The organism is Methylocella sp. CPCC 101449, from assembly GCF_031921685.1.
GTDB lineage: Bacteria > Pseudomonadota > Alphaproteobacteria > Rhizobiales > Beijerinckiaceae > Terripilifer.
The window spans coordinates 1,863,940-1,876,268 of record NZ_JAPDHU010000001.1 but is presented as its reverse complement, the minus strand read 5'-3'; the positions used below and the strand labels follow the sequence as shown (position 1 = coordinate 1,876,268).

9 protein-coding genes are annotated in these 12,329 nt (G+C 60.0%); 4 read left to right on the top strand and 5 right to left on the bottom strand.

Features of this window, described 5'->3' with window-relative positions; translation table 11 throughout:
• Nucleotides 1-3: 3 nt before the first annotated feature.
• Nucleotides 4-1,125, bottom strand: coding sequence for an alanine racemase (gene alr, locus OIM99_RS08675; RefSeq protein WP_311849932.1), 1,122 nt, complete (start codon nucleotides 1,123-1,125; stop codon nucleotides 4-6).
• Nucleotides 1,126-1,253: 128 nt separating this feature from the next.
• On the opposite strand from alr, the gene OIM99_RS08670 reads away from it, so the two are divergent.
• Nucleotides 1,254-1,718, top strand: a complete 465-nt coding sequence (locus OIM99_RS08670; RefSeq protein ID WP_311849931.1) for an Lrp/AsnC family transcriptional regulator — start codon at nucleotides 1,254-1,256, stop codon at nucleotides 1,716-1,718.
• On the opposite strand, the gene OIM99_RS08665 is transcribed toward OIM99_RS08670, so the two are convergent.
• The gene (locus OIM99_RS08665) at nucleotides 1,715-2,248 is read right to left on the bottom strand and encodes an AAA family ATPase (protein WP_311849930.1); all 534 of its coding nucleotides are present in this window, start codon (nucleotides 2,246-2,248) and stop codon (nucleotides 1,715-1,717) included. The two genes, OIM99_RS08670 and OIM99_RS08665, sit on opposite strands and share 4 nt — an antisense overlap.
• A 154-nt stretch (nucleotides 2,249-2,402) precedes the next feature.
• On the opposite strand from OIM99_RS08665, the gene guaD reads away from it, so the two are divergent.
• The 3 genes from guaD to OIM99_RS08650 all read left to right on the top strand — a co-directional run bounded on the left by guaD (nucleotide 2,403) and on the right by OIM99_RS08650 (nucleotide 7,115).
• The gene (guaD, locus tag OIM99_RS08660; RefSeq protein ID WP_311849929.1) at nucleotides 2,403-3,701 is read left to right on the top strand and encodes a guanine deaminase; all 1,299 of its coding nucleotides are present in this window, start codon (nucleotides 2,403-2,405) and stop codon (nucleotides 3,699-3,701) included.
• A 104-nt stretch (nucleotides 3,702-3,805) separates the two neighbouring features.
• Nucleotides 3,806-5,401: an alkaline phosphatase D family protein gene (locus OIM99_RS08655; protein WP_311849928.1), complete on the top strand. Its 1,596-nt coding sequence runs from the start codon at nucleotides 3,806-3,808 to the stop codon at nucleotides 5,399-5,401.
• A 121-nt stretch (nucleotides 5,402-5,522) separates the two neighbouring features.
• Nucleotides 5,523-7,115, top strand: a complete 1,593-nt coding sequence (locus OIM99_RS08650) for an alkaline phosphatase D family protein (protein WP_311849927.1) — start codon at nucleotides 5,523-5,525, stop codon at nucleotides 7,113-7,115.
• Nucleotides 7,116-7,135: 20 nt separating this feature from the next.
• Here the strand turns inward: OIM99_RS08650 and OIM99_RS08645 are convergent, their stop codons facing one another.
• The 3 genes from OIM99_RS08645 to OIM99_RS08635 all read right to left on the bottom strand — a co-directional run bounded on the left by OIM99_RS08645 (nucleotide 7,136) and on the right by OIM99_RS08635 (nucleotide 12,146).
• On the bottom strand, nucleotides 7,136-8,893 hold the full coding sequence (locus OIM99_RS08645; RefSeq protein ID WP_409371507.1) for a chloride channel protein: 1,758 nt from the start codon (nucleotides 8,891-8,893) through the stop codon (nucleotides 7,136-7,138).
• Between the two features lie 110 nt (nucleotides 8,894-9,003).
• Nucleotides 9,004-11,565 carry an HWE histidine kinase domain-containing protein gene (locus OIM99_RS08640; RefSeq protein ID WP_311849925.1) on the bottom strand — a complete coding sequence of 854 codons (2,562 nt, stop codon included), beginning with the start codon at nucleotides 11,563-11,565 and terminating at the stop codon, nucleotides 9,004-9,006.
• On the bottom strand, nucleotides 11,562-12,146 hold the full coding sequence (locus OIM99_RS08635; protein ID WP_311849924.1) for a biliverdin-producing heme oxygenase: 585 nt from the start codon (nucleotides 12,144-12,146) through the stop codon (nucleotides 11,562-11,564). The genes OIM99_RS08640 and OIM99_RS08635 overlap by 4 nt, the downstream gene beginning before the upstream one ends.
• Between the last annotated feature and the right edge of the window lie 183 nt (nucleotides 12,147-12,329).

Genomic DNA, 12,329 nt, shown 5'->3' with positions numbered 1-12,329 from the left:
GGTCTACACGACATAATGACGATGAAAGCGGCGGCCAAGACTGGTCAAGATTTCATAGGAGATGGTGCCGGCGTCCGCCGCGATCATCTCCAGGCTTTGATGCGGACCGATGATCTCCACCATACTGCCGAGACGGAGCGTCGATGCTGGCAAAGCACTGATATCGATGGTCAGACTGTCCATGGAAACGCGACCGACGATCGGCAGGCGGACGCCCTCATAATAAGCGGCGCCTGCGTTGCTGAGACTGCGCGGCAGACCGTCGGCATAGCCGGCCGCCAGGGTTGCCAGCCGCATCTCGGCGGAAGCGACATAGGTGGCGCCATAACCAACGCGCGTCCCCGCCGGCACGCTGCGCGTCTGCACCACGCGCACGTCGAGGCGCACCACCGGCTGCATCCCGGCGTCAGGCGCATCGCTTGGCGTACCGCCATAAAGCGCAATGCCCGGACGCGCCAGGCTCCCGTGAAAGCCGTGCCCGAGAAAGATGCCGCCTGAATTGGCGAAGCACAGCGGCAGATCGGGGAACAAGGCGGCGACCTGATGCAGCACCGCCAGTTGCTCGGCATTCTGCCCATGGGCGTGTTCGTCGCCGCAGGCGAGATGGCTCATGAGAAAACGCAGATCGACACCTTCGCCAAGGCTGCGATCGGCGGCGAGCGCATCGACCTCTTGGCGTGACAGACCGAGGCGCGACATGCCCGTATCGACCTGCAACAGCGCCGGCAGCCTGGCATCGCGCTGCTTGGCGAGCGCCGACCAAAGCGAAAGCTGTTCGAGCGAATTGAGCACAGGGACAACGGCAAGATCGGCAGCGGCTGCTTCCTCGCCGGGCTGCAAGCCGTTGAGCACATAGATGCGCACTTCATGAGTGAGAAGCCGCCGCAAAGACACCGCTTCGCTCAACTGCGCCACGAAGAAATCGCGGCAGCCGGCGGTCTGAAGCGCCGGGCCGACCTGATCGACCCCCAGCCCATAGGCGTCGGCCTTGACCACCGCCGCCGTCGCGGCCGGGCGCAATCGGTCGGCCAGCGCCCGGTAGTTCCGCTGAAGGGCGCCAAGATCAATGGTGAGCACGCCGGAACACCCACTTGGGGCGTACCCCAATCTCACCACTTCACCCATTGCCCGCTCCAATCAACCCGAGGGGCAATCTATTGCAAAATATACGAAATTTTCGCGCATTTACTCTCTGTTTCTTGCAAAAATAGATGATTTTTGATTATTTACCGCAAATCACGCTGGATATTTGCATGGCTGGACTGGACACGATCGACCGCAACATCATCCGCCTGCTGCGGCTCAACGCCCGCATCAGCACGACCAAGCTCGCCGCCGAAGTCGGCCTGTCTCCTTCAGCCTGCCTGCGGCGCATCCAGATGCTGGAACGCGACGGCATTCTGCGCGGCTATACGGCGCTGATCGGCCAGGCGTCCGATGCCTCCGCCATCGCCGTCATCATCAACATCACCTTGGAGCGGCAGACGGAGGAGGATCTCGACCGTTTCGAAGCCGCCGTGCGCCAGCATCCCGAAATCCTCGAATGCTATTTGATGACCGGCGGCGCCGATTATCTCTTGCGTGTCGAAGTGGCGAGCGCCGGCGATTTCGAAGCCATTCACAAAGGCATTCTCTCGCGCCTGCCCGGCGTGCAGCGCATTCATTCGAGCTTCGCCATCCGCAACGTGCTGGCGACACGGCTCGCCAAGAACCGCTAATCGCCGTCCAGCCGGCGTAAAATGAAATCGGCGCGCTCGGTCACGCTCACCTTCGGCAGGACGATCACGTCATAGACCAGCGCCGGATAAGCCCGCAGCAGGCGCTCATATTCGGCCACCGCCGCCTCGAAACCATGACGCCGTTCCGGATCGGTGACATAAATCTCCGGCCACGGCGGCGTCAGGAAGACTTGGCCGTGGTAGCGATGCGCCTGGCCCAGCACCTGCAACACCGGCTCACCAGTTTCATGCTCAAGACCGACAGCGGCATCGACCAGCCCCCGGTCGAAAAACACCCAGCCCGGCTCCTGCGCCACAGCCTCGCGATCGGCCAGCGACAGCGCCGCGGCACGACGCAGGAAAGCGGCCAGATCGATCCAGGGCAAAGCCGTGCCACGCTGGGCTTCCTCCTCCTGCACGATCCGCCGCCCGGGCTCCTCCACCACCGCATGGCCGCGCCGCGCCAGCTCGGCGAGCAAGGTCGATTTGCCGCCGCCGGAACAGCCCGAAATGATGACGAAACGGTTCATGCAAAAACTCCCCTGCGAATTTCAACCCATTTTTGCGAGAGCTGCAAAATCCGTTTGAATACCAATCTCGATAAATCTCGCTGCGAATTTTGTATCCACTCCACTTTCATGCAATCTCCCGGAAGCGCCGCTTCGCCGTGAAGGACCTTCGATCATGACCTCCGCCCTGCGTGGCGCGTTTCTCAGCTACACCGGCAACCCGTTCAAAGACGTGGCGGAGAACACCTATCGTTACGAGAGCGACGGCCTCATCGTCATCGCGGACGGCAAAATCACCTATGCCGGCGCCTATGAGGCGAACCGCGTCCCCGCGGGCGTGACGTTAGAACATCATCGCGACGGCCTGATCATTCCAGGCTTCATCGATGCCCATGTGCATTATCCGCAAATGCCCATGGTCGGCGCCTATGGCAAGAAACTGCTCGAATGGCTCGACAAATATGTCTTCGTCACCGAGCAACGCTATCGCGACAAGACCTTCGCCCGCCAGGTCGCGAAAGTGTTTCTGCGCGAGCAGATCAAGGCTGGCGTCACCACGCCGATCACCTATGCCACCGTCCATCCCGAGGCGGTCGATGCTTATTTCGAGGAAGCCGAACTTTTAGGACTGCGCACCGGCACCGGCAAGGTGCTGATGAACCGCAATGCGCCGGAGGGTCTGCGCGACACCACCCAGACCGGCTACGATCAATCGAAGGCGCTGGCCGAAAAATGGCATCATCGCGGCCGCTTCTTCTACGTGGTGACGCCGCGCTTCGCGCCGACCAGCACGCCCGACCAATTGGAAGCCGCCGGCGCGCTCTTCAAGGAGATTCCCGGCGCCTATATGCAGACCCATATTTCGGAAAACACCGACGAGCTGAAATGGGTGCAAGAGCTTTTCCCTGACAACAAGAACTATCTCGACGTCTACGATCATTTCGGCCTCGTTGGCCCGCGCGCGCTCTTCGGCCACGGCGTTCATCTCGTCGAAGCCGAATGGCAGCGCCTCGCCGAAGCGGGCGCGACCATCGTCCATTGCCCGACCTCGAATCTGTTTCTCGGCTCCGGCCTGTTCAATCTCGAACGTGCTTTGGTCTCGGCCAATCCGGTGCGCACCGCTTTGGGTTCCGATATCGGCGCCGGCACCAGCTTCTCGCCGCTGGTCACATTGAACGAGGCTTATAAAGTGGCGCAGTTGCGCAATTTCCCGCTGTCGGCGCACCAGGCCTTTTATCTCGCCACCTTGGGCTCGGCGCGCGCCATCTATCAGGATCAGCACATCGGCAGTATCGAAGCTGGAAAAGATGCCGATCTCACCGTGCTCGATTTTCTGGCCACGCCGCTGCTGGCTGAACGTGAATCCTATGCCCGCAGCCTCGACGAGCGCCTGTTCATCCTGATGACCTTGGGTGATGACCGCGCCATCAAGGCGACTTATGTCGCCGGCCGAAAGGTTCACACGCGCGACTGATTTTCATCCGCTGTGAACATCACAAAACTGTCACGAAAGCTACGGCCGGTCGTCAGATAGGCACCCCACATTGGAACGATCCAAAGGAGGAGCCGATGGCTCGAATGACACCTCGGATTGTTTCGCCGCGCCTGTCCCGCCGCCTGCTGCTCACCGGTAGTTCGGCCCTCGCCGCTTCTCTCGTCGGCGGCATAGCCAGGCCCGCCATCAGCCGCGCCGGCGACCGGCCGCAGCTCACCCACGGCGTGCAATCGGGCGATGTCTCGGGTGACGGCGGCGTCGTCTGGGCGCGCGCCGATCGTCCTTCGCGCATGCTCGTCGATATAGCGACCACCGACAGCTTCAAGGACATTCATACCTCGCTGTTCATGGATGCCCTGCCTGAGAGCGACTTCACCGCCAAAGCCCTGATCGAAGGCTTGCCGGCGAGCCAGGACATTTTCTATCGCATCCGCCTGCAAGATCTCTCGGAGCCGACGATCATCGGCGAAGCAAAGATCGGCCGCTTCCGTTCGGCCCCATCCGATCGCCGCTCGATCTCCTTCGTCTGGTCGGGCGACACCGCAGGCCAAGGCTGGGGCATCGACGAATCTCGCGGCGGCATGCGCGCCTATGCCACCATGCTGAAACACCGGCCGGATTTCTTCATTCACAGCGGCGACAATATCTATGCCGATGCGCCGATCCCCGCCGAACAGAAACTGCCCAACGGAGAAATGTGGAAGAACGTCGTCACGCAAGAAAAATCCAAGCCCGCCGAAACGCTCGCCGAATATCGCGGCAATTACAAATATAACCTGCTCGACAAGAACGTCCTCGCCTTCAATGCTGATGTCCCGATCCTCACCCAATGGGACGATCATGAAGTCACCAACAATTGGTGGCCGCAGGAGCCTTTGACGCGCGCTGAACACCAGCGCCGCAAATATGCCGAGAAGAACGCGCTGCTGCTGGTGGCGCGCGCCGGCCGCGCCTTCCATGAATATATGCCGATGCGGACCTTCATCACCGAGCCTGGCCGCGTCTATCGCAAAATCTCCTACGGTCCGCTGCTCGATGTGTTCATGCTCGACATGCGCAGCTATCGCGGGCCGAACGGCGAAAACCTGCAGGACAGCTACGGCCCGGACGCCTATTTTCTCGGGCCCCAGCAGATCGCCTGGCTCAAGCGCGAACTGCTGGCCTCAAAGGCGACGTGGAAAGTCATCGCCGCCGACATGCCCATCGGTCTCGTCGTGGTCTATGACGGCGATCGCAAGTGGGGCTCCGAGGCCATCGCCCAGGGCGACGGCCCGGCGCGCGGCCGCGAACTCGAAATCGCCGACATCCTGTCGTTCATGAAGCAGAACAAGATCACCAATACGGTGTGGCTGACGGCGGACGTTCACTACACCGCCGCGCACTATTACGATCCCAACAAGGCCGTATTCCAGGACTTCGAACCGTTCTGGGAATTCGTCTCCGGCCCGTTGCATTCCGGCAGCTTCGGTCCGAACGATCTCGACAACACGTTTGGGCCGCAGCTCGCTTATATCAAAGCGCCGAGCAAGGAGCAGGGACAGAATGTGGCGCCGAGCGAAGGCTTGCAGTTCTTCGGACATGTGGCGATCGAGGGCGACAGCGGCGTGATGACCGTGACCCTGCGCGATATCGACGACAACGCTCTGTGGTCGACGAAGCTCGAACCGAAGCGGAGCTGAAAGAACTGGATTGCTTCGTCGCTACGCTCCTCGCAATGACGACACCCGTCATTGCGAGCGAAGCGAAGCAATCCAGAGCCAAGGCTTCGCCATCGAAAGAAAGAGCCCAAAAGGGACTTCAATGCCTCAACTTGTGACACCGAAACTTTCACGCCGCCTTCTGCTCACCGGCGGTACGGCCCTCGCCGCTTCCTTCGCCGGTGGCATCGCCAAACCCTATATCAGCCGCGCCGGCTCGCGCCCCCTGATCTCCCATGGCGTGCAATCGGGCGATGTTTCCGGCGATGGTGGCGTGGTCTGGGCGCGGGCTGATCGGCCGTCGCGCATGCTCGTCGATGTCGCGACATCGGACAGTTTCAAGGACATTCACCATTCCCTCTTCATGGATGCACTGCCCGAGAGCGATTTTACTGCCAAAGCTCTGATCGAGGGCCTGCCCGCCGGCCAGGACATTTTCTATCGTATTCGCCTGCAGGACCTGTCGGAACCAACCATCATCGGTCCCGAAAAAATCGGCCGCTTCCGCTCGCCCCCCAGCGATCGCCGTTCGGTCTCTTTCATCTGGTCAGGCGACACCGCAGGCCAGGGCTGGGGTATCGATGAATCGCGCGGCGGCATGCGCATGTATGCCACCATGTTGAAACACCGGCCGGATTTCTTCATCCACAGCGGCGACAATATCTATGCCGACGCGCCGCTGCCGGCCGAGATGAAACTGCCGAACGGCGAGATCTGGAAGAATTTCGTCACCGAGGAAAAATCCCGGCCGGCGCAGACGCTCGACGACTATCGCGGCAATTACAAATACAATCTCCTCGACAAGAACGCCCTCGCCTTCAATGCGCAAGTGCCGATCCTCACCCAATGGGACGATCACGAGGTCAGCAACAATTGGTGGCCGGCCGAGCCTTTGACGCGCGCCGAACATCTCTACAGGGGATATACCGAAAAGAACGCCATGGCGCTGATGGCGCGCGCCAGCCGCGCCTTCCACGAATATCTGCCGCTGCGCAATTCGATCGCCGAGCCCGGTCGCGTCTACCGCAAAATCTCTTATGGCCCGCTGCTCGACGTGTTCATGCTCGACATGCGCAGCTATCGCGGCCCCAATGGTGAAAACCTGCAGGAGGCCTACGGCACGGACGCCTATTTTCTCGGCCCCCAGCAGATCGCCTGGCTGAAGCGCGAGCTTCTCGCCTCGAAGGCGACGTGGAAAGTGCTCGCCGCCGACATGCCGATCAGCCTCTATGTGGTCTACGACACCTTCCGCCAATGGGGCTCCGAAGCCATCGCCCAAAGCGATGGCCCGCCACGAGGTCGCGAATTGGAAATCGCCGACATTCTCTCCTTCATGAAGCACAACAAGATCGGCAACACCGTCTGGCTGACGGCGGACGTGCATTACACGGCCGCCCACTACTACGATCCCAACAAGGCCGTTTTCCAGGAGTTCGAACCATTCTGGGAATTCGTCTCCGGCCCGCTCCACGCCGGCAGCGGCAGCCAGAAGCCACTCGACAACACATTTGGCCCGCAACTTCACTATGCCAAGGGTTTGGGCCAGAACCAGCGGCGCAATGCCGGGCCGAGCGAAGGTTTGCAGTTCTTCGGCCACGTGGCGATCGATGGCGAGAGCGAGGCGATGACCGTGACCCTGCGCGATATCGACGACAATGCTCTATGGTCGACGGAGATTGCGCCGAAAAGGACCTAAGAGCGGCGACAGAACCGTGGCTACTTTTCGCCCGCCAGATCGCGCCGCACCTTTTCCAGCTCTTCGGCATAGCGGCGCATCAGATGGCTTTCGGTCAAAAGGCCGATCACCACAGGATCGTTGACGCTTCGAATGACGGCCAGCTCTTCCGCATCGGCCTGCTGGAAGGCCGAGGCGGCGATAGACGCATCCATGGCCGGCACCAAAACTGTGCCCTTATGTTTCGCCAAGGTGCTGACGGGCGCGCTGGCCTCCGCATCATGCGCATGGACGTCGGCGACCAGCAGCATGCCGGCATAATGGCCGTTCTCGTCGATGGCGATGACGCGCTGCGTGGCGCCGAGCGGAAACTTGGCGCAGAACTGGCTCACCGTGGTTGAAGCGTCGATCGTCTCGGCATCCTTGCGCATCATCGTGCCGACGGTGAGATTGCGGATCCAGCCGACATCCTGGGCGCTGCGGATCGTCTCGCCGCGCAGATGGAAACGCCAGGTCGAGAACGAATAGCCGAAGGTCTCGCGCACCAGAACGGATGTCATGATCGACGTCGCGAGAACCACGCCCGTCAAGGCGAGATCGCGGGTCGATTCCAGGGCGAGGAAGGTCATCGTCAGAGGACCACCGACGATACCAACCGCCATCGAGGTCATGCCGGCCACGGCGGCAACACCGGGATCGATGCTGAACAGCGGTCCGGCGAAGGCGATCAGACCGGCGAAGATCCGGCCGAGCAAAGCGCCCAGCAGCAGTGATGCGAAGAACAGACCGCCGCGAAAACCGGCACCAAGAGACAAAGCCGAAGCCGCCACTTTGAGCGCGAACAGGCCGGCGATGAAAGCCAGGCTGTGATCGAGCTGGAAGACCGTGTGCAAGGCGCCATGGCCGCTGGAGAGCACCTGCGGACTGAGGAGGCCAAGCAGGCCGACCAAACAGCCGCCGGCGAAGGGACGCACCGCCTGCGGGATCGACAATTTGGCGAAGGCACGTTCGACACCAGCGACCAGATACATCAACGCGATCGACAGCCCACCACCGATCAGCCCAAGCACGATGAAGGGCACATATTGGCTGGCGGTCAGCGCCGGCAGATGCGGCAGTTCGATCGGAAAGGGCACGCCGCCAAGCCAGTTCGTCACCAAAGCGGCTGAGATCGCCGCCGCCATCACAGGCGCTACATTGGCGATCGAATAGATGCCGATGATCAGTTCGAAGCCATAGAAAGCGCCAGTCAGGGGCGCATCGAAGGCGGCAGCGATGGCGCCGGCCGCGCCGCAGCCGACGAGGATGCGAATGTCGCTGCGGCGCAGGCGAAAGAAGCGGGCGAGATAGGAAGCAAAGCCCGAGCCCACCTGCGTATAGCCGGCCTCGAGCCCCACCGACGCACCAAAGCCGCTCGACAGCATGGTCTGCCCGGCGATGATGCAGGTGTCGGTGAGGGACATACGGCCGCCATGCAGCGCATTGGCCTCGATCGGATCGACGGGCGTGCGGAACTTGCGCCAGCGCAGCCAGAAGATGCTGAGGCCGAGCAGAATGCCGCCTAGCGCCGGCATCGCCGCCTGCAACGGATTGCTCAAGGCGAGCATGGCCGACAAACGGCCGCCCGGCGGTGTGTTGAACAACAGCCAGTGCAGGAATTGCACGAACTGGCTCATGGCCGTGACCAGCACGCCGGCCACGACGCCGACGACCACCGCCAGCAGCACGACGAGCAGGCCGCGCGCTTGCAGAAGGGCGCGCAACTGGCTGGCAGTGGCAGGCAGACGGACAGCGGACAACAACGGACGGCTCACGAATATTCACGGAACAAGGAGCGCCTATAGCATGGCACAGGCCTTGTTGCGACCAACAAGACACCTCCGCCACGAACGGCATTTTCACGATCCGTTCAACTGGACACGCTCTTTGCCGGTGAATTCTGTTTCGCCGTTCCCAGCGCGGCTTCCACCACTTTATAGGTATAGGGCTTCTGAATCACTGGTACCCGACCAAGCTGCTCGGGAATTGGCGCGCGTTCGCCATAACCTGTTGCGAAGATAAACGGGATGCCAAGGCTCTGAAGTTTTTCGCCGACCGGAATGCTATTCTCTCGCCCCAGATTGAGATCTAGGAGGGCAAAGCTCGGTCGATTCCGGTCGATTGCAAGCAAGGCCTGGGCAACCGACGCTGCCGTTTCCACTTGCTGCGCACCAAGCTCCATCAAAATGTCCTCAGCACCAAGCGCAATGATGAGATTGTCTTCGACGATCAAAACGGTTCCTGACAATTTACCCCTCGACGTTTCGGTGGGATCGCTGGAGATCGATGCACCGTTTACGTCGGAAGATAGCGTCACATACGGTGCGGGAACGACGAAACGCGCGTTCACGCCGAGCAAATCGAAGCGTAATTCAGCTTCTCCTTTGAGATCGAAAGGGATCGATCTTTCGATGATCGTCGTACCAAATCCTTGCCGCGATGGAGGCTGAACGGGTGGTCCGCCACGCTCTTTCCAATCGATGATCAGATTGGCATGCGGACCAATCTGCCAACTGACCTCAACTTCGCCAGAGGAATCGGCAAGCGCGCCATATTTGGCCGAATTGGTCATCAGCTCATGAACGACCAATGCCACAGTGGTGAAGGCTCTCGGATCGAGAGAGACTCCCGGCCCCGCCATCACTATTCGTTCCGCCCGGGCACCCAGATACGCGCCCGCCTCGGACTCTAGCAGAAGCCGCAAGGGGGCCGGCGCCCAGTTCTGATTGGTAATCTGGTCATGAGCGCGCGCCAGCGCCTGGATACGACCACCCAGGACGTTGACGAAACTCTCGAGACTGCCGTTACTTTCCTTACTCTGTGTGATCAATGCTCGCACAAGACTGAGGATGTTACGAACCCGATGATTGAGTTCCGCGATCAGCAGTTCCTGCCGTTCCTGCGCCGCGCGCTGTTCGCGCGCGGCCACATCCGCAAGCTGTAGGATCACTTCGAGCAGCGTAATGCGCAGACTTTCCGCGATACTGAGATCCGACTTCGACCACGGCTTCGATTGCCCGCGAACGGTTTCCTGCCAAAGCTCGAAACTCTTGCGCGGCGTCAGACGAGGTCCCAGCGGCCCTTCCGCATAGACCTTCTCAGGCGCTCCGGCCCAATTTACGGATCGCAAGATTTCCCGACGAAAAAACAACAGACAGTCACGTGGCGCGCGCGAGATTGGAATCGCCAAAAAGCCAGCGGCGCGATCTCGAAAAGCCGCGCCGGCTGGGAAAACGCTCGCGATTTCACCGCTCGCCACGATGCGTCCTGGAGAAGTGCGATTGATAAAGCTAATGAGATCCTTGATCTCATTGTCAGTCGGCGTGTGTCCATCGAGAATCAATTTCTGATCGGTCCAAATCGCGATACCATCGCAATCGACCATTTTGCGATAATCGTCGATGAAGTCCGTGAGCGTCTGCACGCCGTTGACGTGATGGCTCGCCTTTTCGATCAGCCGTTCCTGTACTTTACGGGCGCGTGCCTCATAGCTGGCGTTCCCCTCACGATCTCGGCCTTCGAGAATCCAAGAAAACATCTGGCCGAACAATTCCGCCGCCGTTCGCCGTTCGAAAGGAATATGCCGCGGACCATAATGATGGCAGGCGATCAATCCCCACAGCCGACCATCACGCAGAATGGAAACCGACATCGAAGCACCGACGCCCATATTGCGCAGATATTCGATATGGATCGGCGAAACCGAGCGCAAAACGCTCATGGAAAGATCAAGCAATTCCGGACTATGGGCGGCATCAGCCGCGAGAAAGGCTGGAGAGGCATTAATATCGGAGATAATGCGCAGCCAATTCCGTTGATAAAGGGCGCGCGCTTGCTTGGGAATATCAGAAGCCGGGTAGTGCAGTCCCAGATATGGTTCGAGATTTGAATTGGCAGCTTCCGCCACCACTTCGCCGGAATCATCGGCATGAAAACGGTACACCATCACACGATCGAAGCCCGTGAGAACTTTCACCTGCCGCGCCGCTTCCTGGCACAAAAGCCTCAGATCGGAGATCTTATCGAGGCGCGCTAGCATCGTGCGCACAAGCTCGCCTGAATTGACGTTTCGCTCCGCGACGCTGGGCTCGGCTTCAACGATGAGATAAGCGCCGGAGAAATGGATCGCGATATCAAACCGCGACCCATTCTCCTGCAGGACCAATCCAAACATGCGTTCGACCGCATCTTTGCCGGTTAGATAATCAATCCGCTCGCGAATGCTGGCAACAGCCTCGCCCGTCAAAATCTCGTCGATCGGACGCCGCAACAACTCCTTGTAATCTCGACCCAAGAAGGCGGTCGTGTTCTTTGAAGCGATGCCAATGGTGAAGTCGGGCAGAAGAGCCAGAAGAAAACCGAATGGCTGAACGCTGCCGGGAATATGGATCGGCTCACGGTCACAATTTGTAAGGTCGACGGAAGAGTTCATCGGCGGCTTGCTCCCGCCGCGAAGAGACCGAAGGCATAACGTGCGCCGACGATTGCACGTTCAATCTCTTTAGGAGTGAGTGTCAAGCGATCCAGAAAGGAGAGAAAATTCTGCCATAAAGGTTGTCCTACGCCATGACTTAGATAGGCGGTCGCCGAGACCAACGCCGGATCGGAAGAAGCCGATACCGTTTTGATCAGCATCCGTGCTCCAAGTCTTGAGCCTTCCAGCACATATATGATGCCGGTCATTTCTGCGGCATCGAGGTCATCTCGCACGGACAAGGGCGCGACGGTGCCGCCGAGCATTCGAATATCCCGCATCAGGGCTTCGCTGCGAGTTCGGTCGGGCCAATCATCGAGAAGAGCGGCCGCACCACGTTGAGTGAGACGCGCTTCAAGCGGCAGCAACGCCGAAGCGGAAGCTTCAAGGAAACTCAAATAAGACGTACGCGCACGCAAATCGAGTTGCGTGAACAAAGCATCCAAATGTCGATGGGCGTCGTTCGTGGCTGTTCGCAACTGATGGCGCAACTCTCCGCGATGGGAATGAGAAACGGCAGTGGCAGCTTCCGCCAGCATGGGAAATCCTGTGTTGATCGCAAACATCGCGAGAGATTGGAGAACGAGTCGAAGTCGGATGACAGTTCTAAATTTGCCTAGCCAATCCGTTATCTCCTTACCCCCGGCCCAAGAGCCTGAAACGCCACGCTTTTAGGTAACGCCCATGTCCGAGGCTCGTTCCGATGGCCAACTTTGAACGGC